The organism is Corallococcus macrosporus (assembly GCF_017302985.1).
In the GTDB taxonomy this organism is placed as follows: domain Bacteria; phylum Myxococcota; class Myxococcia; order Myxococcales; family Myxococcaceae; genus Corallococcus; species Corallococcus macrosporus_A.
The window spans coordinates 366,662-392,970 of the sequence record NZ_JAFIMU010000002.1; the positions used below are offsets into that span (position 1 = coordinate 366,662).

Genomic DNA, 26,309 nt, shown 5'->3' on the forward strand with positions numbered 1-26,309 from the left:
TCTTTCCGGCCCCTGGCGGTGACAGTGTCCGGAGCGTGGACGGGCCCGGGGTGGGGCGCCGGGATACAGTCCGCGCTGTGTTCTACGCGTGTGTGCGGGCGGTGGTGGCGCTGGCGCTGCGGCTCTTCTACCGGGTGAGGGTGAATGCCCCGGGTGAAGCGCCCTCGGGGCCGGTGCTCTTCGTGGGCAACCATCCGAACGGGCTCATCGACCCGGCGCTGGTGTTCATCCTCACGCGGCGCCAGGTGACGTTCATGGCCAAGGCGCCGCTGTTCAAGCTGCCCGTCATCGGCTGGCTCTTGAAGGGGCTGGACGCGCTGCCGGTGTACCGCAAGCAGGATGACCCGACGCAGATGGGCCGCAACGAGGGCACGCTGGAGGCGGCGAAGGGCGCGCTCGTGCAGGGGCGGGCCATCACCATCTTTCCGGAGGGCAAGAGCCACTCGGAGCCGGAGCTGGCGGAGCTGAAGACGGGCGCGGCGCGCATCGCGCTCAACGCCGCGCGCGAGGGTGCCCCGGTGCGCATCGTCCCGGTGGGGCTCACCTACGCGGAGAAGAACCTCTTCCGCAGCGAGGTGCTCATCGAGCAGGGCGCGCCCATCGACGTGACGGCCTTCCTGCCGAAGGACGCGGCGGCGGAGCAGGACGCGGTGCGAGCGCTGACGGAGCGGGTGGCGGAGGGCCTGCGCGCGGTGACGCTGAACCTGGAGCAGTGGGAGGACCTGCCGGTGGTGCAGGTGGCGGAGCAGCTCTACGCCTTCCGCCAGGGCGGCACGCTGGACGCGGAGCGGCTGCGGCTGTGGGCGCGCGGGGTGCGGCTGTTCCGGACGCAGGAGCCGGAGCGCTACGAGCGCCTGCGGCAGCACCTGTCCTCGTTCGGCCACCGGATGGCGCTGGTGCAGGCCTCGCGGCCGGAGGAGCTGTCCGTGGAGTACCGCCCGGGCAACGTGGTGCCCTTCGCGGTGAAGACGCTCCTGCGGCTGGTGTTCGGGCTGCCGCTGTTCGCGCTGGGGCTGGCGCTGTTCTGCATTCCGTATCCGCTGCCCCGGATGGCGGCGCGGCGCGCGGAGCTGGACGTGCAGGCCACGGTGAAGTTCCTCACCGCGGTGGTGGTGTCCGTCGTCTGGTGGTGGGGGCTCACGGCGGTCGCGGCGGTGTGGGGCGGGTGGGCGTGGGGGCTGGGGACCTTCGTGCTGATTCCGCCGCTGGCGCTGTTCACGCTGTCGTTCGCGGAGCGCTGGGACGAAATCCGCCACGACCTGGAGCTCTTCTTCACGCTGGGCAACCGGAAGCGGCTGAAGGCCCGGCTGCTCACGGAAGGGGAGCGGCTGGCGAGCGAGGTGGAGCGGCTGGCGGAAGAGTACCGGCCGAAGCTCGACGCGCCCGGTGCTGCGCCCGTCGCCCGGTAGCGGATCCGAAGATCCGCCGATGCCACCGAAAGTCCCGCCCTCCTGCCGGCCCCGGGCCCGTCGTTAGGTTTCCGGAAGGGAATCAACGGCACTGGCATGAGGAGCAGGGCAATGGCGGCATACGACGTGGTCATCGTGGGAGGCGGCCCCGGCGGGCTCAACGCGGCGCTGTATCTGGGACGTGGGCGCAAGCGGGTGCTGCTCTGCGACGCGGGCACGCCGCGCAACGCGGCGGCGGAGCACATGCACGGCTTCGGTTCGCGCGACGGCATCCCGCCGCCGGAGTTCCGGCGCATCAGCCGCGAGCAGTTGAAGGCCTATCCCAATGTGGAGGTGCGCGACACGCGCGTGGGATCCGTGGAGAAGCACGCGGGCGGCTTCCGCGTGGCACTGGGTGACGGCACCTCGGTGGACGCCCGGCGCCTTCTGCTGGCGATGGGCGTGGTGGACGTGATGATGGACATTCCCGGCTACAAGGAGCTGTGGGGGCCCAGCATCTTCCAGTGTCCCTACTGTCACGGCTGGGAGGTCCAGGACCAACCCTTCGCCATGCTGGCGAAGAACCCGCAGTACCTGGACGGCGCGCCCATCATCCAGAACTGGTCCCGGGACCTCATCGTCTTCACCCACGGCGCCTTCGAGGTGCCGCCGGAGCAGCGTGAAAAACTCCAGGCCCTGGGCATCCCGCTGGAGGAACGGAAGATCCGCGCGCTGCACGGCAAGAACGGGCGCCTGTCGGAGGTGGAACTGGAGGACGGGACGCGCATCGCCCGGAGCATCATGTTCTCCGCGCCGCCGCAGCGGCAGCATGAGCTGGTGACGCGGCTGGGGCTGGAGCTGGACGACCTGGGCTACGTGAAAGTGAACCCCACGGGTGAGACGTCCGTGCCGGGCATCGTCGCGGTGGGCGACATGACGACGCCGATGCAGGCCGCCATCGCCGCCGCCAGCGCGGGCACCATCGCCGCGGCGATGATGAACCACGCGCTCATCCTGGAGGACGCGGACCGCCGCTACACGGAGGTGACGGGGAAGCCCGCGCCCTCGCGGCAGAAGGCGCACTGAGCCTCAGTGCGCGGAGGGCTCGCGGTGCTGCTTGCGCCACGCGGCGGGCGTGAGCCCCTCCGTGCGACGGAACAGGCGGATGAAGTGCGTGGGGTCCGCGTAGCCCACGCGCTCCGCGATGATGTCCACGCGCTCGTCCGTGGACATCAGGCGCCGCCGCGCCTCCGCCATCCGGCCGGAGATGATCCACTCCACCACGCTGCGGCCCGTGGCCTGCTTCACCGCGGTGGTGACGTGCGCGGGCGAGCGGCCCACGGCGGCGGCCACCTCGCGCAACGAGATGGGCTTGAGGCAGTGGCGCTCGATGAACGTGAGCGCTTCACCGGCGAGCGGCGCCCGCGACTCCACGGGCGCCCACGAGCTGGAGCGGGCCACCTCCGCGAGCACCAGCGAGAACAGGCTGCGCGTCACCTGTTCCCCCATCGCACGGTGGGGCGCGCGCGTCTCCGTGTGCAGCTCCGACAGCAGGCGCAGCAGGTGCTCCTGGCGCCCGGAGGGAATCGGCACGACGGCGGACGCGCCCTGGCGCACGCGTTCGAAGGGCTCCAGCAGCGGCGCCACCTCCGTCTGCGTGAAGGCGGACGGATGGAACCCGAGCCCCCACACCTCCGCCCCGTCAGCCGACACCGTTCGGTGCCGCTCCCCAGCGGGGATGAGCATGACGTCGCCCGCGGACACCGTCAGCCGGGTGCGCTGGTCGATGACCGCCCGCCCGCCCGTGTAGAGGGCCAGCACGGCCTGGGGATGCGAGGCGGCGTGATGAGAGGGGGCCTGCTGGGCATGGCCACAGGCGACGACCAGGGTGCTCGACGGCCGCTCCCACACGTGGACCGCCTGGGAATGCACGACAGCCATGGGCGCCTCCGCTTCCTTCCCTGGCGAGCAGTGAACCTGCTCGCCCAACCGGATGGGGCTCGGATGCATTCCGGGCCCGGGCGTTTCAGCCCGCCTGCGTGCGGGGCGTGGCCTCCCGGAACAGCTTCGCGCCCACGAGGAGCGCCAGGCCGCCCAGCAGCACCGGCACCGCGTTGATGGCGATGGCGGTGTGGAGGCTGGCCATGTCGGCGATCTGCCCGATGAGCGTGGGGGAGATGGCGTCGCCCAGCATGTGGATGCACAGCACGTTGAGGCCCATGGCGAAGGCGCGGAACGCGGGCGGCACGCAGTTGACGATGGCCGCGTTGATGGGGCCGCTGTTGAGGAAGATGAGGAACTGCGCCACGCCAATGGCCGCGAACGTCAGCGTCGTGTCCTGGATGTTCACCGCCAGGTACATGCACGGCGCCGCCAGCAGCAGGCCCACGCCGGACAGCCACAGTCCGCCGCCCGCGCGCTTGCGGTCCATCTTGTCGCCCAGCCAGCCGCCGGCCACGGTGCCGGTGAGGCCCGCCACCGCCGTGATGGCGCCGAACACCAGGCCCACGCGGCCCGGGTGCTCCAGCCACAGGTGCCGCTCGCGCACCAGGTACGTGGGCATCCAGAACGCCAGGCCGCCAATGGAGAACGTCATCAGCGTGTAGCCCGCCGTCGTGGCCCAGAAGGCCATGTTGCGGCCCAGCCCCTTCAAGCCCTCCATGAACGGCAGCTTCACCGCCGCGTCCGGCCCGTCCATGGCGCCGCGCTGCGGCTCCGGCATGAAGAAGGCCATGGTGCCCAGCAAGAGCCCCGGCACGCCGCCCGCGAAGAACGCCGCGTGCCACGAATACGTCTGCGTCAGCCAGCCGCCCAGGCCGTAGCCCATGGCGGAGCCCACCGGGATGGCGATGTAGAAGTACGACAGCATCCGCGTGCGCTGCTCGCGCGGGTACAGGTCGGAGATGATGGACGGCGCCACCGCGCCATAGCCCGCCTCGCCAATGCCAATCACCGCGCGCGCCAGCAGCAGCGCCGTGAAGCTGGACGCAAGGCCGCTGGCCCCCGTGGCCAGGCTCCAGAGGATGACGCCGCCCGCCACCAGCAGCCGGCGGGGGATGCGGTCCCCCAAAAAGCCGCCCAGGGGCGACGCCAGCATGAACACGATGATGAAGACGGTGCCCAGCAGTCCGGACTGCGCGTCGTTGATGCCGAAGTCCTTCTGAATCTCCGGCAGCGCGACGGCGATGATGTACCGGTCAAGGTAGTTGACCAGGTTGATCAGCGTGAGGATGAACAGCGCGTAGCCCGCGCGCACGGACTGCGTGGCACGCGCGCTGGACGGAGCGACGGGGGTGGAGGCGTTCATGAGCGAGAAGAGCCGGAGCCGGAGGCCGAGCCGAAGCGGTGTGCCAGGAGGCCCCAGCGCAGGCCGCGGTCGCTCACGCGGACCGCATCCAGGCGCAGCGCCTTCACCGCTTCCCGCAGGATGAGGGCGCCCGCGGGGATGACGTCCGCGCGCTTGGGCTGGAGGCCGGGCAGCGCCCGCCGCGCGTCCAGGGGCAGGGCGCACAGCCGGTCCGTGAGCGCGTCCAGCTCGCCCCGGGACAGCGTGCCGCCATGGACCGCTTCCGCGTCGTAGGTGGCCATCTGGTGCTGCACGGCGTACAGCGTCGTCACCGTGCCGGCTACGCCCACCAGCATCGCGCCCGGAGGCGGCGGGGGCAGGGCGGAGAAGGTGTCGCGCAGGTGCGCCTCGATGGCGCCGCGCTCGTCGGGGGACAGCGGGTCGGTGCGCACGTAGCGCTCCGTGAGCCGCACGGCGCCCACGTCGAAGCTGTGGCGGAAGGCCACCGTGCCGGCGTCGCTGCCGTAGATGAACTCCGTGGACCCGCCGCCAATGTCCACCACGAGCAGCGGGCCCGCGGCCTCGCTCCCGAAGTCCTGGGCCACGGCGGCGAAGGACAGCTGCGCCTCCATCTCCCCGGGGATGATCTCCACCGTCACGCCCGCGCGGTCCTTCGCGGCGGCGATGAAGTCCGCGCCGTTCTTCGCGTCGCGCGCGGCGCTGGTGGCGGACACGGCGATGGCTTCCGCGCCCAGCTCGCGGGCCTCGTTGGCGAAGGCCACCAGCACGGACAGCGTGGCCTCCATGCCGTCGGAGGAGAGGACGCGGCTGGTGTCCACGCCCCGGCCCAGGCGGGTGATTTCGGCGCGCTCCACCACGGCCTCGAAGCGCCCGTCCGGCTGGCGGTCCGCGACGAGCAGCAGCACGGAGTTGGTCCCGATGTCGATGGAGGCGTAGCGCGGCATGCCGCGCACACTACTCAACGCAGCAGCGCTTCCAAAGCGCGCTCCAGGGACTCGTAGTCCGCCGGGGTGTTGTAGAGCTGCGCGGACAGCCGCAGGTGCCGGCGGGGCGCCCGGGGCCAGGCCGTGACGGGGATCTCGATGCGGTGCTCCTCGAACAGGCGCACATGGAGGGGATCCACGTAGAGCGGCGGCTCGGGACGCTCCGGGAAGCCGTCCGGCAGGGCCACGCACGCCATGCTGCCCACCATGGATTCCGGGCACAGCGGCTCCGTGTTGCCCAGCTTCGCGTTCAGCCGCTGGCGGGCGGCCAGGGCCTTTGCCCGGTTGGACGCCATCACCTCCGGCCACCCGCCCGGCACGAGCCCGCCCATGAAGCGGATCACCGTGGGGATGCACAGGAAGGGCGTGGGGTCGACGGTGCCCACCCAGTCGAACTCCAGCCGGAAGCGCGAGCGGTCCGTGCGCGGCGAGTTGTGCCCGTGGCTCACCACCATGGGCTTGAAGCCCCGCTGCAGGTCGCGGCGCACGTACAGGAACGCGGCCCCCTTGGGCGCGCACAGCCACTTGTGGCAGTTGCCGGTGTAGTACGCGACGCCCAGCTCCTGGAGCGCCAGCGGCACCATGCCGGGCCCGTGCGCGCCGTCCACCAGCGTCTCCACGCCCCGCTCGCGCAATCGGCGCACCAGCTCCGCCACCGGCAGGATCAGCGCCGTCTGGCTGGTGATGTGGTCGATGAGGACCAGCCGCGTGCGCGGCGTCACCTGCGCCATCACCGCGTCCACCACCGACTCAGGCGACGTGACGGGCCAGGGCAGCTTCGCCACCACCACCTTCACGCCCTGCTCGGCGGCGGCCACGTCCAGCGCGTTCCTGGACGCGTTGTATTCGTTGTCGGTGACGAGCAGCTCGTCGCCCGGCTGGAAGCGCAGGTTGCGCAGCACGGTGTTCACGCCCGTGGTGGCGTTGGGCACGAACGCCAGGTCCTCCGCGTCCACGCCCACGAAGGCCGCGAGCGCGGCGCGCGCCTCGTTCAGCAGCGGCTCCAGCTCCCGGGCGAGGAATCGCACGGGCTCCGACTCCAGCCGCGCCCGCAGCTCCGCCTGGTGCTGGAGCACCGGCGTGGGGCACGCGCCGAACGAGCCGTGGTTGAGGAAGACGACCTGGGGGTCCAGGCCCCAGTGGGTCCTGAGGGCGGGGAGGGGAGCGCTCATGGGGCGCGCAATGCACCCCGGCGCGTCCCCCCTGTCAACGGCACCCGCCGTCCGCTGCTACTTCGCCGCCGGAGCGGTGCCCCAGTCCGGGGTCAGCCAGCTGCCCTTCTCCATGGGGAGCGGCACCTGGTTGTTGCCGTCGGCGGTCATCACCCACAGGTGCGCGGCGCCGTTGCGGTTGGTGCTGAACATGATGAGCCGGCCGTTGGGGGAGAAGGTGGGCTCCTCGTTGTTGCCCTGGTCCTGCGTGAGGCGCGTCACCTTGCCCGTGTCCACGTTGACCGTGAAGAGGTCGAAGGCGTTGCGCTCGTCGCGCGCGGTGAAGGCGATGAGGTCCCCGCGCGGCGACCAGTCCGGCGTCTGGTTGTAGTTGCCCTGGAAGGTGAGCCGCTTCACGCCGGAGCCGTCCGCGTTCATCACGTACACCTGCGGGCTGCCGCCCCGGTTGGACACGAACGCGATGCGCTTGCCGTCCGGCGACCAGGTGGGGCTGGTGTTGAGGCCGTAGGGCGTGTCGGTGACGGCCTTCGCGCCGGAGCCGTCCGCCGCGGCGACGTAGATCTGCGCGCTCTCACCCTCCGCCAGCGCGTACGCGATTCTCTTGCCGTCCGGCGAGTACGCGACGCCCGTGGCCATCTGCCCGTCCGTCACCAGCGCCTTCGCCTCGCCGCCGGGGGACTGCACGTAGATGTCCGGCCGGTTCTTCCGGTAGGACGTGAAGGCCACCTGGCCGGAGGGGCTGAGCGTGGGGAGGATGTGCGTGCCGCCCTTGGTGAGCGCCTGCGCGCCCATGCCGTCCCAGTCCGCCACGTACACGTCGCGGTTGGAGCCCGCCTTGCGCACGTAGGTGATGCGCGACAGGAAGGGGCTGGGCTCGCGGGTGAAGTGCCGGTAGAGCGCGTCCGCCAGCGCGTGCGCCAGCCGCCGGGGCTCATTGGCCGGCGCGTCCTTGGCCACCTTCAGCTCCTCCTTGCCCGTGGCCACGCTGAACAGGCGCAGCTCGCCGCGCAGCGCGCCGCCGTCCTGCGCGAGCGACACCTTCACCAGCGACTCCGCGCCCACGTCCGCCCAGCGGCTGAAGTTGATGCTGCCCGCCGTCATGCCCTCCTTCGCGTCCGCGGTGAAGCTGTTGCGGTCCAGCACCTGGAAGATGCCGGAGGCGGTGAGGTCGTACGTGAAGGCGGAGTCGAACGTCTGGGCGGACTTCCTGTCCGCGCCCTCCTGCACCACGGGCGCGGGGGCCGCGAGCGGCAGCGGGCGGAAGTTCGCGCCGGAGATTTCGATGACGGGTGCCTGCGCCAGCACCAGCGCGGGGACGAGGAGGAGCGACAGCAGGAGGGCTTTCATGGGCTGAACACCAGGACGACGCCGTTCTTCTGGAGCGCGTCGCGAAGCGCATCGGGGGGAGGAGAGAAGGGGGATGCCTTGCGCACGGCGGCCACCACCGCCGCGTCGAACAGCTCGTTGCCGCTGGCCTTGGCCAGGCTCACGTCCAGCACTTCGCCCGCGCGGCCCAGCTTCATGGCCACCTGCGCCTTGAGATACAGGCGCTCCGCGTCGGGGATGGTGTCCGCCACGTTGTAGTGACGGCGCACCTGGGACTTCAAAAGACCGTAGTACCGCTCGCCCTCCGCCACCGCGGAGTCACCGTCGGGGTCGCCGTCCTCGGCCCCCTCCAGCTCCTCCGGCTCGCTGGGCTTCGCGGACTTGTCGAACGCGCCGAACAGCTTCTTGCGCCGGTCCTCCGCGTTCGCTTCCCCCTTCTGGGGCGCGGGCGACGGCGCGGGCTTCACGCCGGGCACCGCCACCGCGGCGGGGGAGGGCGCGGGCGCGTCCGCGGGAGGCGTGGGCGTGGGCTTCGCCACGACCTCCTTGGGCGGCGGCTGCGCCACTTCCTTGCGCGGCAGGAGCTTGGGGTCGCGCGGCTTGCCCAGGCGCACCAGCGACGCGTTGATGGGCTTCTGGTCCAGGTCCACCTTCGGCGCGGACGTGAAGCGCGCGTACAAGAGCGCCGCCGCCAGCACCGCCACGTGCCCGACGACGGAGACGACGAGGAAGCGCGACAGCCGCGTGGGCCGGCTCACCAGCAGGCTGTGGGTCACCGCGGAGCTCATGGGCTAGCGCTTCGCCTCCTTGGGCTTGCCCTTGCCGCTGGACGCGGGGGCGGCCTTGCCGGAGTTGGACGCCTTGGAGCCCGTGGCCGGTTCCGTGATCATCCCCACGTTGGAGATGCCCGCGCGCTGGGCCGCGGCCATCACCTCCACCACCACGCCGTACGGCACGTCCCGGTCCGCGTGGAGATACACTTCCTTGTCGGCCTGCGCCTTCGCGTTGGCGGCGAGCTTCGTCTCCAGCTCCTCCAGCGCCACCTCCGCGTCCCCGATGTAGACCTTCTTGCCCGCGTCGATGGAGAGGACGACCTTCTTCTCCGTCGCCTCCACCGGGGCCGCCTTGGTCTCCGGCAGGTTCACCTTCACGCCCTGCTGGATGAGGGGCGCCGTCACCATGAAGATGATGAGCAGCACCAGCATCACGTCCACCATGGGCGTGACGTTGATCTCGCTCATGGTGGTGCGGCCACCGCCGCCCTTGCCTCCGCCCATGCCCATGTGACGGGTCCCCTAGCGGAAGAAGTGCCGCTTGATGATGTTGAGGAAGTCCGCGGAGAAGTTGGACATCTCCGTGTCGAAGACCTTGATGCGGCTGACGAACGAGTTGTACGCGACCACCGCCGGGATGGCCGCGAACAGCCCCGCCGCCGTGGCGAAGAGCGCGTTGCCCACCGGCGCGGCCACCGTGGCCAGCGTCGCGTTGCCCTGCTCGGCGATGTTGTTGAACGCGCCCAGGATGCCAATCACCGTGCCGAACAGGCCCACGAACGGCGACGCGGCGCCCACCGTGCCCAGGAAGGACACGCGGTTCTCCAGCTCGGTGATCTGCGCCGTGGCCGCGCGGTTGAGCGCGCGCTCCACGTTCTCGATGCCGCCCAGCTTGGCGCTCATCGCGGCCTCGGCGCCGCCGCCCTCCTGGTTACCCGTCTGCGCCAGCTTGCTCAGCTCCTCGTAGCCCGCGCAGAACACCTTCGACAGCGGCGAGCCCTCCAGCTTCTGGGCGGACTGGTAGATGGCCTCCAGCCGGGACGCCTTCCAGAAGGTGTCGAGAAAGGTGAGCGACTGGGCGCGGGCGCGCGACAGCTGGGTGGCCTTCATGGCGATGAGGGCCCAGGAGGCGACCGAGACGGCCATGAGGAGCAGGAGCACCGCGAGCTCGATGAACGACGCGTCGCGGATGATCTCCACGTAGTTCATGGCGCCAAAGGCCAGGGGCAGGTGGGGTATCATGGGGTCCAGCGCGTAACATTCCGTCCTCGGGTGGGTCAAACCCGCCGTCGCTGCCCGGTTGCTTTGGACGGCACTGAATAATTCCCAGGGTCGGTCGTCTGGACGGTTGTTACGGGCCGACGACCTCAACTTCCCGAAACACGGATGCCCACCATGAACGCGAGAACGCTCGCCGCATTCCTCTGCCTCTCCTCTGGACTCACCGGCTGCATCGTCGAAAGCAACCACCCGCGCTACCCCGGCGACGTCCGGATGTCGTGGAGCTTCGATGGCGCCACCTGCGGTCAGATGCGGGACGTCCGGGGCGTGGACATCTACATCGACGGCGAGATCCTGGAGAACGACGGCCAGTATCCCTGCACGGCGAACGGCTTCGACGGCATCGTGCTGCACGACTTCGCGCCCGGCACGTACTCCTTCAGCGCGGAGGCGGTCGACTACGACGGCGTCGCGGTCTACTCGTACCGCGGCAACTTCACGGTGGACGGCAACGTGGCCGTGCCCATCAACTTCTCCACGGGCCGCACGGGCGCCACGTCCTACGCCTACGTGAACTGGCTGTTCCCGACGGAAGCGGGCACGAGCTATCCCACCTGCGGACAGGCCGGGGTCGCCTACGTGGACGCCCGGGTGGATGACGGCGCGTGGGGGCGCTTCAACTGCAAGGAGGGCAGCGAAGGGCGCTACGTGGAGACGCCGGAGCTGGCCCCCGGGCAGCACTACCTGGAGGTCGTCGCCGTCGACGCCTTCGAGAACCCCGTCTACTACTACGGCGGCGGCTTCACCTCTCAGGCCGGCATCCCGGCCTCCATCACGGCGAACACCTGGGTCATTGGCGGGGCCGCGGTGGGCTGGAAGCTCTACGAGGACAGCGTGTCGCTCAGCTGCGCCCAGGCCGGCGTGAGCGAGGTGGGCCTCAACTTCAAGGACATCCACACGGGCGAGTGGGTCTACGGCGATGAGGGCCAGTGGTTCGCCTGCAACGAGTCCCCGGCCATCTTCGAGTTCCTGCGCCCCGGCGAGTACTTCGTCTCCTTCAAGGCCTCGGGCACGGGCGGCCGCGCCTACTCGTCGCGCAGCGACCTGGCTCCCATCCGCGTCTATGCCCATGACTTCCCAGGCGTGAAGGACGCGATCTACGCCCCGCTGTACCGCATCCAGTAGGCCGCGGTCCCGGCAGCACCGGCGAGCAAGGAAGGGTCGGAGGCCATCCAGGCTTCCGGCCCTTCGTGCGTTCCGGGGGCAGGGGGCGTTGGCATCAAACGTGATAGGGACTCCCCCCATGCGGCAAGACAGCCACGGTCCCATCGGCGTGTTCGACTCCGGCATCGGAGGCCTCACGGTCCTCAAGGCGCTCATGGCGCGGCTCCCCCACGAGCGCACGCTCTACCTGGGGGACACCGCCCGGGTGCCCTACGGCACCAAGTCCGGCGAGGTGGTGACGCGCTACTCGCTGAAGAACGCGGAGTTCCTCCTGGAGCGCGGCATCAAGCTGCTGGTGGTGGCGTGCAACACCGCCTCCGCCGCGGCGCTGCCCGCGCTCCAGGCCGCGCTGCCGGTGCCGGTGCTGGGCGTGATTGAACCCGGGGCCCGCACGGCGCTCCAGCGCACCCGGGGCGGCGGCGTGGGCGTCATCGGGACGCCGGGCACCGTGCGCTCCGGCGCGTACCAGCGGGCGCTGGAGGCGGGCAACCCGAGGGTCGCGGTGAAGGCCACGGCGTGCCCGCTCTTCGTGCCCCTGGCGGAAGAGGGGTGGACCACGGGCGACGTGCCGCTGCTGGTGGCCCGCGAGTACCTGGCCGGCTTCGCGCGCGACGGCGTGGACACGCTGGTGCTGGGCTGCACCCACTACCCGCTGCTCAAGGGCGTCATCGCCGAGGTCGTGGGGCCGCACGTGTCGCTGGTGGACTCGGCGGAGGCCACGGCGGAGGCGGTGGCGGAGCTGCTGGGACAGAAGGGCCTGCTGGCGCCGGAGTCCGTGGGCACGCCGGAGCACGCCTTCTTCGTCACCGACGTGCCGGAGCGCTTCGTGGAGGTGGGGGCCCGCTTCCTGGGGCGCCCCATCCCTTCCGCGGAGCAGGTGGACCTGCGCTTCTAGACGGGACTGCCGCCCCGGCCCCTTACGGAACGGGGCGGGTGGACACGGCGGGAGCGGGCTCCTCGGCGGAGGCCTGGAGCAGCTCCTTGGCCGCCTGGAGCACGGGCAGCGGCTGCGCGTCGTCCACGGCGACGAGCGCCTCGGCGGCCTCCGTGCCGATGTCGTCCTGGCGCGGCAGCTGGCCGGTGGCCCAGGTGATGAGCCGCTCCATCAGCGGGAAGAAGCGGATCAGCTTCAGCGGCCGGTTCATCCAGCCCACGGTGATGCAGTAGTACTGGTTGAAGGGCGCGGTGTGGTGCACGCGGTGGTGGTCCGGCGGCAGGATGAGGTGCACGCGCTGCAGGAAGTTGATGAGCGCGGGCGGCTGGTCCAGGTGCGACCACTTGTGGAACTGGTTGGTCGCCATCACCCAGAAGATCATCGCGCCCAGGAACGCGGCCAGGAACACCCAGCCCGGGCCGTTGAGCGGCACCGCCACCGCGAGCGCCGCCACGGGCAGCGACACCAGGCAGTTGTTGCCGTTGGTCTCCACGAAGTCGTGGCGGGTGATGGCCTTCTCGTCGACGTGGTGCTCGCGGAAGGGGCGGATGAAGGCCTTGCCCAGGATGGGCATCTCCGTGGAGCCCCACGTGTCACCCATCCAGTGGACCACGCCGGACACGAAGTCCGCGGCCAGGTAGCCCAGCACCACCGCCAGGGTCAAAAGCCACGGGCCGGTGTGGTGGGTGCTCCAGAGCTTGTAGACGAGCGCGCCCTCCAGGCCCACGAACGCGATGATGGAGGCGATCTCCATGGCGCGGATGGCGGGCGAGTACCCCTGCGCGAGCGTCTGGGCGTCCTGCAGGCGGACCTTCTCCGCGATGGTGTTCGGCTTCTTCATCGGCATTTCCGCCCGGGGCAAGGGATGGAGGGACTGACGGCGCGAACGTCAGAACGGTTTACGTACCCCAGCCTGTTTCGGCTTTTCAACAGAGCTCCCCATGCCCGCCAGGCTGGTATGCGCGTGCGGATCCGTACACCGCGGGTGGCGGAAGGTGGCGGACGCACACCCGCGGGAGCGGGCAGGCACGCGAAAAGAGGCGAGGGGCGCGTGACGCTTGCCTTGTGAAGCCTGGACCCCGCTGCTACGGTGCCCGACCTCGGCAATGGCGAAAACCTTCGAAAAAGCCGTCACCGGCTTCAATCACAACATCAAGCACAAGGGGAAGGTCTACCACGTCCAGACCGAGGACTCGGGCGTCAACAACCCCCACATCATCACCCACCTGTTCGTGGGCGGGAACATCCTCGCGTCGAAGAAGACGTCCTACGCGGACATCCTCAACGCGGAGAACCTGGCGGAGGTCGTGCGCGAGTTGATGGAGGAGCAGCACAAGGAGATGCTGCGCAACCTCATCAACGGCGTGTACGACAACTACGAGTCCACGGTCCGTTCGTACCAGCCCGGCCAGCTCGCCACGGACGCGGAAGTGGCCGCGCAGCCGAAGCTGCCGCCGCAAGCGCCCGCGCAGCCGCGTCCGCCCACGCCGCCCCCGCCTCCCGCCGCCGCCTCCGGCTCGCACCTGCCTCCGGAAGTGGCCGCCGCGCGCGCCCTCAAGGAGAAGCCGCGCATCAACGAGGTGGGCGTGGAGACGCTCTTCGGAGAGGACCTCATCTCCGAGAAGAGCCTGGACGAGGTCATCCTCAGCTACCTGGCGAGCGAGGGCGAGCCCTCGTAGTCCCCGCACCTGGAGCCGCGCCCGGCCCGTTCCTGGGCGGGCCCTGGGGGCGGTGGTACGCTCACCGGCAGCCCCTCGCTTCCGGTCATGATCCAGTTCTTCCACGTCTACAAGGCGTATCCCGGCGATCCGCCGGTGTTGCAGGACATCAACCTGAACGTGGAGAAGGGCGAGTTCGTCTTCCTCACCGGCCCGTCCGGCGCGGGGAAGACGACGCTGCTCAAGCTCATCTTCTGCGGGGAGAAGGCCACCAAGGGTCAAATCCTGGTGGGCGGCAAGAACATCGCGCGCATCCGCGAGTCGGCCGTGCCGTACCTGCGCCGCAACATCGGCGTGGTGTTCCAGGACTTCAAGCTGCTGCCCCACCGCAGCGTCGCGGACAACGTGGGCTTCACGCTGGACGTGCTGGGCGTGCCCCGCGCGGAGGGCCGCGAGAAGGTGCACCGGATGCTCAAGCTGGTGGGGCTGGAGCACAAGGCGAACTCGCTGCCCCTGCGGCTGTCGGGTGGAGAGCAGCAGCGCGTCGTCATCGCGCGCGCGCTCGTGAATGATCCCACCATCCTCCTGGCGGACGAGCCCACGGGCAACCTGGACCCGGCGCTCACCGTCGAAATCATGGACCTGCTCACGGACATCAACATCCGGGGCACCACGGTGATGGTGGCCACGCACGACGCCACGCTGCTGTCGCGCTACCAGAAGCGCACGGTGCGCCTGGAGCGCGGGCTCATCGTCTCCGACGAGGACGGCGTCAAGGCGGCGCGGCGGATGCTGGTATGAGCGTGCTGTCGAAGGCGGCCTACTTCTGGCGCTCGGCGGCCGGGGGGCTGAAGCACGCGCCCTTCGTGCACTTCATCGCCGTCTCCACCATCGCCATCGCGCTGTTCGCGGCGGGGCTGGCGCGCGGCGCGTCGCACGTGGTGGACAACCTGCTCGCGTCGCTGGGCGGCGAGGTGGAGGTGACGCTCTACCTGGCGCCGCAGCTGGGCGAGGACGAGGTGCACGGCGTGCACACGCGCGTGGTGGAGCTCTCCCACGGCGAGGTGACGGTGGTGCCGCCGGAAGCGGCGCTCAAGCGGCTCAAGCAGGAGCTGGGCGACCTGGGCGAGGCGCTGTCGGAGCTGCCGGAGAACCCGCTGCCCGCGACGCTGGAGCTGCGCGTGCCGGAGGCGCGCCGGTCTCCCGCGGCGCTGGCGGCCCTGGCGAAGGAGCTGCGCGCGCTGCCCGGAGTCACCGGCGTGGACTACGGCGAGGCCGCGGTGGAGCGGCTGTCCGCCATCGCCCGCGCGCTGAGCTTCGGCGCGCTGGTGGCGCTGGTGGTGGTGCTGGGGACGACCGTCGTCATCGTGGCGGCGACGCTGCAACTGGCCATCTACTCGCGGCGCGAGGAGATTGAAATCCAGAAGCTGGTGGGCGCCACCGACCGCTTCGTGAAGGCGCCGTTCCTCCTGGAGGGGCTGCTGCAGGGGCTGCTGGGCGCGCTGGTGGCGGTGGGCGGGCTGTGGCTGTTCGGCCGGCTGCTGGGGCCCACGCTGGGGTCGCTGTTCGCGTTCCTCCTGGGGCCGGGCGTGGCCGCGCCGTGGGTGGAGACGCGCACCGCGGTGGAGCTGCTGGTGGCCGGCTGCGCCCTGGGCCTGGGCGGCAGCTTCGTCGCGGTGGGGCGCTTCCTGCGCGTATGAGGCGGCTCGTCTGGCTCATGGCGCTCCTGGGCGCGACCGCCGCGCTCGCCCAGCAGGACGAGGAGGCGGAGCGCGCGGCCATCCGTGAGAAGCTGGCCGCGCAGCGCGCCACGCTCGCGCTGGTGGAGGCGAAGAAGCTCTCCGTGCTGGAGGGCATGGAGCTGATGGAGGACATGGCCGCCTTCTCCCGCCGCCGCGTGCGCGCGCTGGAAGGAGACCTGAACCTCTTCCGCCGCCGCGTGGCGCTCGCCGAGCGTGAGGAGGCCGTGCTGCGCGAAGCCCTGCGCGCCCAGCTTCGCCGGCTGTCCCCGCGCCTGCGCACCCTGTACCGGCTCCAGCGCCGCCGGCCGCTGGAGGTCCTGCTGTCCGCGGACGACTTCGCCGCGCTCATGTGGCGGGCCCGCGCGCTGGAGGCCAGCATGGCGGGCGACCTGGAACTGCTGCGCACCGTGCAGCACGTGGCGACCCTCCAGCGCCAGGCGACGCTGGAGCTGAAGCGGCTGCACACCTCGCTGTCGCAGCGCGTGGCCTTCCTCCAGCAACAGTCGAAGCAGGCCCAGGCCCAGCAGGAGGCGCTGGAGGAGGTCGTCGGGAAGCTGGCTGGCGAGGCGGAGCTGGCGAAGCGTGCCGTGCGCGAGCTGGAGGGCGCGGACGCGGAGCTCACCCGCATGCTGGCGGACCTGCATGAAGCCCCCGCGACGAGCGGCTTCGGCGCGCTGAAGGGCAAGCTGCCCCGGCCCGTGGCGGGCATCGTGGAGGTGGGCTTCGGCCGCGTGGTGAACCCGCGCTTCAACACCGTCACCGTGCAGAAGGGCGTGGACATCCGCGCCGCCGCGGGCACCCCGGTGCATGCCGTCGCCGAGGGCACCGTCGTCTACGCGGGCTGGCTGCGCGGCTACGGCAACCTGCTCATCGTCGACCACGGCGATGACTTCCACACCCTGGTGGCCCACCTCTCCACCATCGCCGTCGCCGTGGGCGCCCGCGTGGCCCCGGGCGACGTGGTGGGGGAGGTGGGCGACACCGGCTCCCTCAAGGGCGCCTACCTCTACTTCGAGGTCCGCCGCGCCGGGCAGGCCGTCGACCCGGCGCCCTGGCTGGCGCCCGCCACCGCCGCCGCCGGGACGCCCTGACTCTGTCTGCTTTGATGCGCTGCGTCCAAGACGCGGAGGCATTAAAAGGTGCAGGGCAGCGGTCGTTGGTGAGGAAGGAGCCCCGCGCGTGGACCTGATGGGTGGGATGCAGAAGGCGATGCGCCGTGTGCTGGTGGCGCGTGGCGTGGTGTCGGAGACGGTGACTGTCGGCGGTCAGGCGGTGCACCACTACGCGCTGGAGGGGCAGGGCAAGGGCCCGCCGGTGGTACTGGTGCACGGGCTGGGCGGCTCCGCCAACGGCTTCGGGCGCACGTTCTTCGGGCTGTCGAAGCGCTTCTCCCGCGTGCTCGCGCCGGACCTGCCGGGCCACGGCTTCTCCGGCGAGTACTGCGGCGGCCCCACCTGCGTGTCGAACCAGTTCGACGTGCTGCGCGCCTACTTCCGCGACGTGGTGAAGACGCCCGCCGTCGTGGTGGGCAACTCGCTGGGCGGGGCCATGGCCGTCAACCTGGCCTCCGAGCATCCGGCCCTGGTGAAGGCGCTCGCGCTGGTGGCTCCCGCGGGCGCGGAGCTGACGCCGGACGCGCTGGCGGCGCTCCTGGGCCACTTCGCGGTGAAGTCGAACGCGGACGTGCGCGCCCTGACGAAGCGCCTCTTCCACCGTCCGCCGTGGGCGGCGATGCTGCTCGCGTCGGAGCTGCGCAAGTTCTACACGACGCCCACGGTGCAGGCGCTCGCGGCGGATGCGCTCGCGACGCAGGCGAGCATCGCGCCCCAGGCGGTGCGGGACTTGAAGATGCCGGTGCTCTTCCTCTGGGGCGGCAGCGAGCGGCTCCTGCCCCCGGAGATATTGGCCTGGTACCGGCAGCACCTGCCCGCCCAGGCGGAGGTGCACGTGGTGGAGGGCTTTGGCCACGTGCCGCAGATGGAGCGGCCGGACGCGTTCGTGTCCCACCTGGTGGGCTTCGCGGACCGGGCGGGCCTCTAAGGGCGGGAATCGTCCGGCGGGCCGGGTGTAGACTCGGGGGACTTGCGACGGCCCCTCTCACCCGACCCCCAAGGACGCGCTCCCGTGACCCGTTTCCCGAAGCCGTGGCGCATGGGACTCGCCGCGCTCCTCCTGTGGAGCGGGCCCGCGTTCGCGCAGAAGCCCGCGGGCGCGGCCGGCCGGGAGGAGTCCGCGTACCGCCAGCTGGAGCTGTTCGCGCGGGTGCTCTCCTACGTGGAGAACAACTACGTGGAGCCCGTGGACCGGAAGACGCTCATCCAGGGCGCCATCCAGGGGATGCTCGACACGCTGGATCCGCACACCGTCTACATGCCCCCGGAGCTCTTCCGGGAGATGAAGATCGACACGTCCGGCGAGTTCGGCGGCCTGGGCATCGAAATCGCGCGCAAGGGCGACCGGCTGGTGGTGGTGGCGCCCATCGACGACACGCCCGCCGCGCGCGCCGGCATCAAGGCCGGGGACGAGCTGCTCGCCATCGACGGGGAGAGCACCCAGGGCATGGACCTGGGCCGCGCGCTCCAGAAGATGCGCGGGCCCGCGGGCGGCCGCGTGCTGCTCACGCTCATGCGCGCGGGCTTCAACGCCCCCCGGGAGCTGGCCATCCTGCGCGACCACATCCGCATCGTGTCCGTGGAGGGCGCGCTCTACGACGGCATCGGTCACGTGAAGGTGAAGAACTTCCAGGACCGCACGGACGTGTCGCTGAAGAAGGAGCTGGACCGGCTGCGCGCGCTCAACGGCGGCAGGGAGCTGGACGGCGTGGTGCTGGACCTGCGCAACAACCCCGGCGGCCTGTTGGATCAGGCCGTGGCCATGAGCGACCGCTTCCTGCCGGGCAACCTGCCCATCGTGTCCACGCGCGGGCGCGACGGCCGCAACGCCTCCGAGGAGAAGAGCCGCGACCGCGACACGGAGAAGGACTACCCGCTGGTGGTGCTGGTCAACGCGGGCAGCGCCTCCGCGTCCGAAATCGTCGCCGGCGCGCTCCAGGACCACGGCCGCGCGGTCATCATGGGCACGCAGACCTTCGGCAAGGGCAGCGTGCAGACCATCATCGAGCTGGAGGACGGCTCCGGCCTGAAGCTCACCATCGCGCGCTACTACACGCCCAAGGGCCGCAGCATCCAGGAGAAGGGCATCACCCCGGACTTTCTCGTGCCGGAGGATTCCTCCGGGAAGACGGGAAGCGACGCGCCCCGGGAGAAGGACCTGCGGCGCCACTTCAAGGCGGAGCCCTCGCAGGCGACGTCGGAGGTCGCCGCGCCGCCGCGCACCCTGCCCGCGAACCTGAAGGACTGGGCGGTGACGGCGAAGCTCGCGGATCCACAGCTCAAGGTGGCGCTCAACTATCTCCATGGGTTGGCGGCAGGACCCGCGTCCCGGTCCTCCGGGAGCACCGCGGGTCGCTGAAACCCCCTTTCGAGGTGGCGTTCCGCCTCGCAGTGCGTGTAATGCGCACAGCAACGAGGGAGACCGGATGCGACGTCCTTTCAATCGCGCGCTGCACGCGACGCTCAGTGGCTGGCTGGTGGGAATGCTGGCCGTGGGCCCCGCCGCCGCGCAGCAGCAACACGTATCGCTGCGGCTGATGCCGCGAACGCTGCCGGCGGCGGCGGGCCCCCGCGTGGCGGTGGTGGCCATTCCCGTGGATGCCTCGCTGGAGGGGGAGGCGCTGGCGCTGGCGCACTGGGCCGAGCAGGCCGTGGCCCGCTCCGGGCGCCTGGAGCTGGTGCGCCTGACGGACGCGCTGGACGCCCAGGGCGCGAGCGCGCGCCAGGCGAAGGCGGTGGAGGGCAACGCCGCGTTCAAGGACGGCGCGAAGGCGTACGACGAGCTGGACACCGTGAAGGCGCTCCAGAGCTTCGACAAGGCCGTGAAGGACTACGAGCAGGCGGACCTGTCGCGCGCGTTCCCGCTCTTGAGCCGCGCGCGGGTGATGAAGGCCGCGACGCAGGTGGCCAACGGGGAGAACAAGGCCGCGGAGCTGGAGATGCGTGGCGTGCTCGCGGTGGATCCGCGCGCGACGTTCAACCCCAACTACTTCCCCCCGGAAGAAGTGGCGTTCGTGGAGAAGGAGCGCAAGGCGCAACTGGAGGGCGCGCAGGCGACCCTGTCGGTGCGCACGCAGCCCGTCGTCGCGCAGGTGTTCGTGGACGGGACCTACCGGGGCGTGTCCCCGCTGTCGCTCACCGGCCTGACGCGCGCGGACCACTACGTGACGCTGGTGGCGCCGGGCTACGCGGTGACGGAAGGCCGGGCGCGCGAGGGCGAGTCCTCCTTCACGCTCACGAAGCTGCCGGTGCAGCAGCGCTACGCCGCGCTCGTGGAGCGCATCGCGAAGAACCCCGACGATGACGAGCGCGACAAGGCGCTGCAGGAGCTGGGCGCGCTCGCGGGCGTGCCGCAGGTGCTGGCGCTGGTGGTGCGCGGCGGCCCTGGCAACGCGCCCTTGAGCGTCACCGGCCTGCGCATGGACGTGGCGGATGGCCACAACCAGGCGTACGCCCTGGGCCAGGTGCCGCGCGGCGACGCGATGGCCACGGGCTCGGAAGCGCTCCTGACGGGGCTCGTCGCCCAGGACGCGGCGCGCGTCGACGGCAAGCCGGTGAAGCACTTCGCCAGCGGCGGGGGCGTGAGCCGCCGCACCGCGGGCTACGTGCTGCTGGCCACGGGCGTGGCGCTCCTGGCGGGCGGCATCTACTTCGGCCTGGAGGCCTCCTCCAAGTCGGACGCGTTCAAGACCGCGCCGCAGGGCAGCACGCGCGCGGAGGACCTGAAGAGCACCGGCAAGACGTACGCACTGGTGGCGGACATCGGCGTGCTGGCGGGCCTGGTGTCGGCGGGCGCCGGCAGCTACCTGGCGTTCTACAAGAAGGGTGGGGGCTCGTCGTCCAGCGCCCCCGCGAGCACGCCCTCCGAGCGCGCCGCGCCGGCCCGTGAAGAGAAGCCCATGAAGGAGGCGCTGCCCATGCCGCCGCCTCCGCCCCCCGCCAAGACGGAGCCCGCCCCCAAGGCGAACGCCACGTCCACGCCGCCGGCCCCCGAGCCGGCCCCGGCGAACACGCCCCCGCCGGCCGCCTTCGAGCCGCCCCCGCAGGCCCCGCCCCCTCCGCCCGCGAAGAAGATGACGCGCAAGGAGCGCGAGGCCGAGGCCCGGCGCCAGCGTGAAGAGGCGGCCCGCCTCAAGCGCGAGGAGGAGCAGCGCAAGAAGGACGAGGAGGCGCGGCGCAAGCAGGAGGAAGAGGCGAAGCGCAAGGCGGACGAGGAGGCGAAGCGCAAGGCGGAGGAAGACGCCCGGCGCAAGCGCGAGGAAGAGAAGAAGCGTCCCAAGCTCGACGAAGACGATCTCCGGAACTACTAGCCATGCGCCGCCTTTCATCGCTCATCGTTCCCTCGGCCCTGGTCCTGGGACTGTCCGCCTGCAGCCTGCTCGTCGACTTCGACCCCGAGGGGCAGCCGTGTGACCGCGGCCAGTGCCTGGAGGGCTACGTCTGCCGCGACGAGGTCTGCGTCTCCGACGACGGCACCCCGGCCGGTGACGCCGGCACCACCGACGCCGGCACCAGCGACGCGGGCACGTCCGACGCCGGCGCCACCGACGCCGGTGACGGCGCGGACGCCGGCCTCACGGATGGCGGTCTGTCGCCCGACGCCGGCCTCGGCACCCGCGACGGGGGCTGAGGTCCCCAGGCCGGTTCCACCGCCGCGCCTTGAGGCCCCTGTCTCCCGGGGCCCGGGGCGCGGCGCCCTGTAAACACTCCCGCACGTGGCCGCCGGGCCGCGCCGTGTCCCCGCGGACACGGCTGCCTGCCCTCGGGCGCCAGCGCGAAACCCCTGTCATTCCAGTCACTTGCACGCGACGTCCGCGCCGGGGACCACGGCCGGTGCGTGGCATCATCCGTGCTCTGAGGCGGGCCCAAGGAGGCATCAACGACATGGGCAAGCGCGTGGGAGTGCTGATGGGCGGGTGGGGCGAGGAGCGGGAGATTTCGCTCAAGACGGGGGAGGCCGTGGTGGCGGCCCTGGAGACCCTGGGGCACACCGTCACCCGCGTCTTCGCGGGCCCGGGCCTGGACCGGGCGCTGCGCGCGGCCGACATCGAGGTGGCCTTCCTCGCGCTGCACGGCCGCATGGGCGAGGACGGCCGCGTGCAGGGCCTGCTGGAGCTGCTGGAGATTCCGTACACCGGCTCCGGCGTGCTGGCCTCCGCGCTGGCCATGGACAAGCCCATGGCGAAGAAGCTCTTCCAGCTGCACAACCTGGCCACGCCCCGGGGCTACCGGGTGGGCCGCGAGGACGCGGAGCGCGCGCTGGAGCTGCACGGCGACAGCGGCTTTCCCTGCGTGGTGAAGCCCGCGAAGGGCGGCTCCTCCGTGGGCCTGTCCGTGGTGCACGACGCCGGGGCGCTGGTGCCCGCGGTGGCCCAGGCGTGCCGCTTCGGCGGCGAGGCCCTGGTGGAGCGCTTCGTGAAGGGCCAGGAGGTGACGGTGGGCATCCTGGGCGACAGCGTGCTGGGCAGCTGCGAGGTGGCCTTCCCGCGCGAGGGCTTCGACTACGACGCCAAGTACAAGAACGGCGGCGCCCAGTACTTCCTCCCGCCCCGCCTGTCCGACACCCGCCGCGTCAACGTGGAGACGCTCGCGCTCGCGGCGTACCGCGCCCTGGGCTGCCGGGGCTACGGCCGCGTGGACCTGCTCTGCTCGGACACGGAGAACGACGTGGTGCTGGAGGTGAACACCCTGCCGGGCTTCACCCCCACCAGCCTCCTGCCGAAGATCGCCGCCCGCGCCGGCCTGGACTTCCCGGCGCTGGTGCAGGGCGTGCTCGACCGCGCCACCCGCGACGAGTCCCACGTCGCCGAGGGCGTCCCCGCCGCGCCCGTGCCCCTGCGAATCGCCCGCTAGGTCCTGCGGCGCCCGGAGCACCCGGGACGTCGTCCCAGCAGCCACTGGACGCAGGGAAGAGGGGGGTAACATCCTGCGTCAAAACCGTCCTGCAAGGCCTCTCGAATCCGGGGAATAGTTTGACACGACCCGGGTCGCTCCCTATTGTCCGCCGGCGATCAGTAGCCGGAAGGTCAAAGCCCTGTCTTTTCGGGCACATACGGGGCGGGGCTCAGCAGACCCACAGGCGGCGGTCAGCGTGAGCGGTCGGTCGGCATGCCGCCACGTCTGGTAGGACCGCTGGCGCCAGTGCCAGCGGGAGGGGCTGAGCGTCACCGATGACCACCGTCGAGATCATCTTCCTGGCAGTCTACTTCAGCCTGCTGAGCGTGCTGGGCGTCTATGGCTCCCACCGCTACCGCATGGCGTTCTTGTACTACCGCCACAAGTTCAAGCTGCCGACGCCCAACGGCACGCTCCCGGCGCTGCCACGGGTAACAATCCAGCTGCCCATCTTCAACGAGATGTACGTGGTGGAGCGGCTGGTGGAGTCGGTGTGCCGCATCGACTACCCGCGCGAGCTGCTGGAGATCCAGGTGCTGGACGACTCCACGGACGAGACGTGCGCCATCGCGCGCGCGTGCGTGGAGCGCCACCGCCAGAAGGGCCACGACATCGTCTACATCCACCGCGTCAACCGCCAGGGCTTCAAGGCGGGCGCGCTGGAGAACGGCCTCAAGCTGGCCACCGGCGAGTACGTGGCGGTGTTCGACGCGGACTTCGTCCCCAGCCCCGACTTCCTGATGCGCACGGTGCCCTTCTTCGCGGACGCGAAGGTGGGCATGGTGCAGGTGCGCTGGGGCCACCTGAACCGTGAGTTCTCCATCCTCACGCAGGCGCAGAGCATCTTCCTGGACGGGCACTTCATCATCGAGCACACCGCGCGCAACCGCGCCGGCTGCTTCTTCAACTTCAACGGCACCGCGGGCATCTGGCGCCGCGGCACCATCTCCGACGCGGGCGGCTGGCAGCACGACACGCTCACGGAGGACCTGGACCTGTCCTACCGCGCCCAGCTGAAGGGCTGGCAGTTCATCTTCCTGCCGGAGGTCATCTCCCCGGCGGAGGTGCCGGTGGACATGAACGCCTTCAAGAGCCAGCAGCACCGCTGGGCCAAGGGCTCCATCCAGACGGCGAAGAAGCTGCTCCCCACCATCCTCAAGAGCGACCTGCCGCTGCTGGTGAAGCGCGAGGCCTTCTTCCACCTCACCAACAACATGGCCTACCTGTTGATGGTGCTCCTGTCCGTGCTGATGCCCATCAGCATGGTGGTGCGCTTCCAGCACGGCCTGTACGGCACGCTGTTCCTGGACCTGCCCTTCTTCATCACCGCGACGGCCAGCGTCTGCGTCTTCTACGTGGCCGCCCAGCGCGAGCGCGGCGTGAAGGGCTGGGAGCGCTTCAAGTACCTGCCCTTCCTGATGAGCCTGGGCATCGGCCTGGCCATCAACAACGCGAAGGCCGTGGGCGAGGCGCTGCTCAACCAGCAGTCGGGCTTCGCGCGCACGCCGAAGACGGGCGCCGAGGGCAAGAGCGTCAAGGCCGTGAAGAAGAGCTACCGGGGCAGCAAGACGCTGATGCCGGTGGTGGAGCTGCTCTTCGCCGCCTACTTCACCGGGGCGCTGTGGTTCGCCATCGACTCGCGCATCTACACGTCGGTGCCCTTCATCATCCTGTTCCTGGCGGGCTTCCTCTATGTGGGCGTGTCCAGCCTGCTGCAGGGCCTGGCGGGCCGGGTGAAGGCGCCGGACGCCGCCCCCGCCGTGCCGGCCTCCGAGGAGCAGCCGCGTCAGGCGGCCTGAGCCGCCCCACCGCATCCGCGCCGGACCTCGCGCCGCCGCTTCCCACCTGGAATTTCCGGGCGGGGAGGGCGGCGCGGTGCTTTTCGCCCGGGAGGCTACAGGCCCGCGTCGGGCGCGCCGCGCAGCAGCACCTGCTCCTGGCGCACCGGGGCGGGGCCGGCGGTCGCGGTGCGGCAGCCCTCGTCGATGGAGGTGCTGGACGCGGCCCTCAGCGTGAGGCCGGCGTCGGTGCAGGCCACCGCCTCCGTGGGGAAGGTGACGGGGCAGGGCGTCCCGGAGGCGCTGAAGCCGGTGGCGCGCGTCTCCCCCACGAAGCCCTCCGGCGTGCGGGTGAGGATGATGCCCACCGAGCCCGCGTCCGGGGACTCCACGCCGCCGTCCGCCCAGGCGCGCACCACCGCGAGCGACAGCGTGCGGCCGTCGTCCTGGCCCAGGTAGCGGAAGGCCGGGTTCTGCGCGTGGTGGTAGTCGCCGGACTGGTCCTTCTCACAGCCGGGCGGCACGTGGATGGGCGGCGGCCGGGAGGCCGTGGCGGTCTCCACCCGGGGTGGGGCCTTGCCCGGACAGGCCGCGAGCGAGAGGACACAGAGGCCAAGGGGGAGGGTGACGAGGGCGCGGTGCATGGGGCGCGGATATTCTCCCAACGGACGGCCGGGTGGGACGGTGTTTGCTTCCCCTGGGATGACTCTCTAACCTTCGGTCCGACATGAGTCTTCGCCGCTTCGCCATCCTGTCGCTCGTCGCCGCCCTGGCGCTGCCCTCCGCCGCGTTCGCCCAGGACATTGATGATCTCCTCGGCCCCTCGGAGGAGACGAAGCCCTCGAAGCCCAAGGGCAAGCCCAAGACCGCGAAGCCGCCGAAGGCGACGGCGAAGAAGAAGACGCCGCCCAAGGACAAGAAGGTCACCACGCGCAAGGGCAAGGCGGGCAAGGGCGCCGCGACGGCCACCGCCGAGGACGCGGCGCCGGCCAAGGCCACGCTCGTGCTCAAGCTGGGCAGCAACGCGCGCGGCGCGAAGGTGACGGTGGACGGTCAGGAGGTGAACCCGCAGACGCCGCTGGAGCTGACGCCGGGAGATCACACCGTCGTCGCCCGCCGTCAGAACTACTCGGACTTCAACCAGCAGGTGACGCTGGCGCCGGGCCAGTCGGCGGAGCTGACGCTGGCGCTGGACGCGGCGACGGGCTTCGCCACCCTGCGCGCGGACGTGCCCCGCGTCACCGTGTACGTGGACGGGGCGCGCGTGGGCCCCACCCCCGTGGAGAACCACCCCCTGGCCCAGGGGCAGCACGAAATCGAGTTCCGCGGGCCCGCGGGGCTCAAGGACGTGAAGAACATCAACGTGCGCGCCGGCCAGCTCTACGTCGTGGAGGGGCGCCTGCGCCCGTCCCAGGAGCCGGTGGCGTCCGCGACGACGCCGGTGTCCCAGCCGGACGACACGCCGCGCTCGACGGTGCTGGAGCCCTCGAAGCCCTCGCAGCCGGTGGAGCAGCCGGGGCTGGCGCTGGGCACCGAGCAGCCGCCGGAGGTGAAGGAGAGCACCAGCAAGGCCTGGTACCAGAAGTGGTACGTCTGGGTGGGCGTGGGCGTGGTGGCCGCCGCGGCGGGCGCCGGGGCCTACGCGGTGACCAAGAGCCCCGCGGAGCTCACCCCGGGCCAGGTGTGCGGCGGGGAGTGCGACGGCTCCATCGGGTTCTCGGGCCTGCGCCCGGTGATGCCCGCGCCCGGCATGCGCTTCTGACGCTGTCTGGGGCGGACGTGCGCGTCCGCCCTTC

The 26,309-nt window shown here is 71.2% G+C and carries 25 protein-coding genes; 15 read left to right on the forward strand and 10 right to left on the reverse strand.

Going from position 1 to position 26,309, the window contains the following annotated elements; all coding sequences use genetic code 11:
• Positions 1-77: 77 nt before the first annotated feature.
• Both JYK02_RS01850 and JYK02_RS01855 read left to right on the forward strand, forming a co-directional pair.
• Positions 78-1,409, forward strand: a complete 1,332-nt coding sequence (locus tag JYK02_RS01850) for a 1-acyl-sn-glycerol-3-phosphate acyltransferase (protein WP_207048128.1) — start codon at positions 78-80, stop codon at positions 1,407-1,409.
• 111 nt (positions 1,410-1,520) lie between these two features.
• Positions 1,521-2,474: an NAD(P)/FAD-dependent oxidoreductase gene (locus JYK02_RS01855; RefSeq protein WP_207048129.1), complete on the forward strand. Its 954-nt coding sequence runs from the start codon at positions 1,521-1,523 to the stop codon at positions 2,472-2,474.
• Positions 2,475-2,477: 3 nt separating this feature from the next.
• Here the strand turns inward: JYK02_RS01855 and JYK02_RS01860 are convergent, their stop codons facing one another.
• From JYK02_RS01860 to JYK02_RS01895, 8 genes are all read right to left on the reverse strand, one after another.
• A complete protein-coding gene (locus JYK02_RS01860) occupies positions 2,478-3,329 on the reverse strand; it encodes an AraC family transcriptional regulator (protein WP_207048130.1) in 852 nt (283 codons plus the stop codon).
• A gap of 85 nt (positions 3,330-3,414) precedes the next feature.
• The gene (locus JYK02_RS01865) at positions 3,415-4,695 is read right to left on the reverse strand and encodes a spinster family MFS transporter (protein ID WP_207048131.1); all 1,281 of its coding nucleotides are present in this window, start codon (positions 4,693-4,695) and stop codon (positions 3,415-3,417) included.
• The gene (locus JYK02_RS01870; RefSeq protein ID WP_207048132.1) at positions 4,692-5,639 is read right to left on the reverse strand and encodes a Ppx/GppA phosphatase family protein; all 948 of its coding nucleotides are present in this window, start codon (positions 5,637-5,639) and stop codon (positions 4,692-4,694) included. The genes JYK02_RS01865 and JYK02_RS01870 overlap by 4 nt, the downstream gene beginning before the upstream one ends.
• 14 nt (positions 5,640-5,653) lie before the next feature.
• Positions 5,654-6,850: an aminotransferase class V-fold PLP-dependent enzyme gene (locus tag JYK02_RS01875; RefSeq protein ID WP_207048133.1), complete on the reverse strand. Its 1,197-nt coding sequence runs from the start codon at positions 6,848-6,850 to the stop codon at positions 5,654-5,656.
• 57 nt (positions 6,851-6,907) lie between these two features.
• Complete coding sequence (locus tag JYK02_RS01880) at positions 6,908-8,197, reverse strand: LpqB family beta-propeller domain-containing protein (RefSeq protein ID WP_207048134.1); 1,290 nt, start codon at positions 8,195-8,197, stop codon at positions 6,908-6,910.
• A complete protein-coding gene (locus JYK02_RS01885) occupies positions 8,194-8,964 on the reverse strand; it encodes a TonB family protein (RefSeq protein WP_207048135.1) in 771 nt (256 codons plus the stop codon). Before JYK02_RS01885 ends, JYK02_RS01880 begins: the two co-directional genes overlap by 4 nt.
• A 3-nt stretch (positions 8,965-8,967) precedes the next feature.
• Positions 8,968-9,459 (reverse strand): protein TolR, encoded by a 492-nt coding sequence (gene tolR, locus JYK02_RS01890; protein WP_207048136.1) that lies wholly within the window; start codon positions 9,457-9,459, stop codon positions 8,968-8,970.
• 12 nt (positions 9,460-9,471) lie between these two features.
• Positions 9,472-10,191: a MotA/TolQ/ExbB proton channel family protein gene (locus JYK02_RS01895; RefSeq protein ID WP_207048137.1), complete on the reverse strand. Its 720-nt coding sequence runs from the start codon at positions 10,189-10,191 to the stop codon at positions 9,472-9,474.
• 153 nt (positions 10,192-10,344) lie between these two features.
• On the opposite strand from JYK02_RS01895, the gene JYK02_RS01900 reads away from it, so the two are divergent.
• Complete coding sequence (locus JYK02_RS01900) at positions 10,345-11,355, forward strand: hypothetical protein (RefSeq protein ID WP_207048138.1); 1,011 nt, start codon at positions 10,345-10,347, stop codon at positions 11,353-11,355.
• 118 nt (positions 11,356-11,473) lie between these two features.
• Positions 11,474-12,289 carry a glutamate racemase gene (gene murI / locus JYK02_RS01905; protein WP_207048139.1) on the forward strand — a complete coding sequence of 272 codons (816 nt, stop codon included), beginning with the start codon at positions 11,474-11,476 and terminating at the stop codon, positions 12,287-12,289.
• A gap of 22 nt (positions 12,290-12,311) precedes the next feature.
• Here the strand turns inward: murI and carF are convergent, their stop codons facing one another.
• Positions 12,312-13,169 (reverse strand): plasmanylethanolamine desaturase, encoded by an 858-nt coding sequence (carF, locus tag JYK02_RS01910; protein ID WP_207048140.1) that lies wholly within the window; start codon positions 13,167-13,169, stop codon positions 12,312-12,314.
• A gap of 265 nt (positions 13,170-13,434) precedes the next feature.
• Between carF and JYK02_RS01915 the strand changes: the two genes are divergently transcribed.
• The 10 genes from JYK02_RS01915 to JYK02_RS01960 all read left to right on the forward strand — a co-directional run bounded on the left by JYK02_RS01915 (position 13,435) and on the right by JYK02_RS01960 (position 24,534).
• On the forward strand, positions 13,435-14,007 hold the full coding sequence (locus JYK02_RS01915; RefSeq protein ID WP_207048141.1) for a hypothetical protein: 573 nt from the start codon (positions 13,435-13,437) through the stop codon (positions 14,005-14,007).
• An 87-nt stretch (positions 14,008-14,094) separates the two neighbouring features.
• Positions 14,095-14,787, forward strand: coding sequence for a cell division ATP-binding protein FtsE (gene ftsE / locus JYK02_RS01920; RefSeq protein ID WP_120527935.1), 693 nt, complete (start codon positions 14,095-14,097; stop codon positions 14,785-14,787).
• On the forward strand, positions 14,784-15,686 hold the full coding sequence (locus JYK02_RS01925; protein ID WP_207048142.1) for a cell division protein FtsX: 903 nt from the start codon (positions 14,784-14,786) through the stop codon (positions 15,684-15,686). The genes ftsE and JYK02_RS01925 overlap by 4 nt, the downstream gene beginning before the upstream one ends.
• The gene (locus tag JYK02_RS01930; protein WP_207048143.1) at positions 15,683-16,819 is read left to right on the forward strand and encodes a murein hydrolase activator EnvC family protein; all 1,137 of its coding nucleotides are present in this window, start codon (positions 15,683-15,685) and stop codon (positions 16,817-16,819) included. Before JYK02_RS01925 ends, JYK02_RS01930 begins: the two co-directional genes overlap by 4 nt.
• Before the next feature lie 88 nt (positions 16,820-16,907).
• Entirely contained in the window at positions 16,908-17,768 is an 861-nt protein-coding gene (locus JYK02_RS01935; RefSeq protein ID WP_207048144.1) for an alpha/beta fold hydrolase, read from the forward strand.
• An 84-nt stretch (positions 17,769-17,852) separates the two neighbouring features.
• Positions 17,853-19,199 (forward strand): S41 family peptidase, encoded by a 1,347-nt coding sequence (locus JYK02_RS01940; protein ID WP_207048145.1) that lies wholly within the window; start codon positions 17,853-17,855, stop codon positions 19,197-19,199.
• Between the two features lie 67 nt (positions 19,200-19,266).
• Positions 19,267-21,150, forward strand: a complete 1,884-nt coding sequence (locus JYK02_RS01945; protein ID WP_207048146.1) for a PEGA domain-containing protein — start codon at positions 19,267-19,269, stop codon at positions 21,148-21,150.
• A 2-nt stretch (positions 21,151-21,152) separates the two neighbouring features.
• Complete coding sequence (locus tag JYK02_RS01950; protein WP_207048147.1) at positions 21,153-21,470, forward strand: hypothetical protein; 318 nt, start codon at positions 21,153-21,155, stop codon at positions 21,468-21,470.
• A gap of 254 nt (positions 21,471-21,724) precedes the next feature.
• Positions 21,725-22,693, forward strand: coding sequence for a D-alanine--D-alanine ligase (locus JYK02_RS01955; protein ID WP_207048148.1), 969 nt, complete (start codon positions 21,725-21,727; stop codon positions 22,691-22,693).
• A gap of 317 nt (positions 22,694-23,010) precedes the next feature.
• Positions 23,011-24,534 (forward strand): cellulose synthase family protein, encoded by a 1,524-nt coding sequence (locus JYK02_RS01960; RefSeq protein ID WP_207048149.1) that lies wholly within the window; start codon positions 23,011-23,013, stop codon positions 24,532-24,534.
• A gap of 95 nt (positions 24,535-24,629) precedes the next feature.
• Here the strand turns inward: JYK02_RS01960 and JYK02_RS01965 are convergent, their stop codons facing one another.
• Complete coding sequence (locus tag JYK02_RS01965) at positions 24,630-25,157, reverse strand: hypothetical protein (protein ID WP_207048150.1); 528 nt, start codon at positions 25,155-25,157, stop codon at positions 24,630-24,632.
• 83 nt (positions 25,158-25,240) lie between these two features.
• Between JYK02_RS01965 and JYK02_RS40880 the strand changes: the two genes are divergently transcribed.
• Positions 25,241-26,275 (forward strand): PEGA domain-containing protein, encoded by a 1,035-nt coding sequence (locus tag JYK02_RS40880; RefSeq protein ID WP_207048151.1) that lies wholly within the window; start codon positions 25,241-25,243, stop codon positions 26,273-26,275.
• Positions 26,276-26,309: the final 34 nt, after the last annotated feature.

Bases quoted from the DNA above. Each gene is read 5' to 3' on its own strand.
- JYK02_RS01925 (WP_207048142.1), top strand. From the start codon at position 14,784: ATGAGCGTGCTGTCGAAGGCGGCCTACTTCTGGCGCTCGGCGGCCGGG.
- JYK02_RS01880 (WP_207048134.1), bottom strand. From the start codon at position 8,197: ATGAAAGCCCTCCTGCTGTCGCTCCTCCTCGTCCCCGCGCTGGTGCTG.
- JYK02_RS01915 (WP_207048141.1), top strand. From the start codon at position 13,435: ATGGCGAAAACCTTCGAAAAAGCCGTCACCGGCTTCAATCACAACATC.
- JYK02_RS01895 (WP_207048137.1), bottom strand. From the start codon at position 10,191: ATGATACCCCACCTGCCCCTGGCCTTTGGCGCCATGAACTACGTGGAG.
- JYK02_RS01855 (WP_207048129.1), top strand. From the start codon at position 1,521: ATGGCGGCATACGACGTGGTCATCGTGGGAGGCGGCCCCGGCGGGCTC.
- tolR (WP_207048136.1), bottom strand. From the start codon at position 9,459: ATGGGCATGGGCGGAGGCAAGGGCGGCGGTGGCCGCACCACCATGAGC.
- ftsE (WP_120527935.1), top strand. From the start codon at position 14,095: ATGATCCAGTTCTTCCACGTCTACAAGGCGTATCCCGGCGATCCGCCG.
- JYK02_RS01870 (WP_207048132.1), bottom strand. From the start codon at position 5,639: ATGCCGCGCTACGCCTCCATCGACATCGGGACCAACTCCGTGCTGCTG.
- JYK02_RS01960 (WP_207048149.1), top strand. From the start codon at position 23,011: ATGACCACCGTCGAGATCATCTTCCTGGCAGTCTACTTCAGCCTGCTG.
- JYK02_RS01945 (WP_207048146.1), top strand. From the start codon at position 19,267: ATGCGACGTCCTTTCAATCGCGCGCTGCACGCGACGCTCAGTGGCTGG.
- JYK02_RS01955 (WP_207048148.1), top strand. From the start codon at position 21,725: ATGGGCAAGCGCGTGGGAGTGCTGATGGGCGGGTGGGGCGAGGAGCGG.
- JYK02_RS01875 (WP_207048133.1), bottom strand. From the start codon at position 6,850: ATGAGCGCTCCCCTCCCCGCCCTCAGGACCCACTGGGGCCTGGACCCC.
- JYK02_RS01965 (WP_207048150.1), bottom strand. From the start codon at position 25,157: ATGCACCGCGCCCTCGTCACCCTCCCCCTTGGCCTCTGTGTCCTCTCG.
- JYK02_RS40880 (WP_207048151.1), top strand. From the start codon at position 25,241: ATGAGTCTTCGCCGCTTCGCCATCCTGTCGCTCGTCGCCGCCCTGGCG.
- carF (WP_207048140.1), bottom strand. From the start codon at position 13,169: ATGAAGAAGCCGAACACCATCGCGGAGAAGGTCCGCCTGCAGGACGCC.
- murI (WP_207048139.1), top strand. From the start codon at position 11,474: ATGCGGCAAGACAGCCACGGTCCCATCGGCGTGTTCGACTCCGGCATC.
- JYK02_RS01900 (WP_207048138.1), top strand. From the start codon at position 10,345: ATGAACGCGAGAACGCTCGCCGCATTCCTCTGCCTCTCCTCTGGACTC.
- JYK02_RS01860 (WP_207048130.1), bottom strand. From the start codon at position 3,329: ATGGCTGTCGTGCATTCCCAGGCGGTCCACGTGTGGGAGCGGCCGTCG.
- JYK02_RS01950 (WP_207048147.1), top strand. From the start codon at position 21,153: ATGCGCCGCCTTTCATCGCTCATCGTTCCCTCGGCCCTGGTCCTGGGA.
- JYK02_RS01885 (WP_207048135.1), bottom strand. From the start codon at position 8,964: ATGAGCTCCGCGGTGACCCACAGCCTGCTGGTGAGCCGGCCCACGCGG.
- JYK02_RS01930 (WP_207048143.1), top strand. From the start codon at position 15,683: ATGAGGCGGCTCGTCTGGCTCATGGCGCTCCTGGGCGCGACCGCCGCG.
- JYK02_RS01865 (WP_207048131.1), bottom strand. From the start codon at position 4,695: ATGAACGCCTCCACCCCCGTCGCTCCGTCCAGCGCGCGTGCCACGCAG.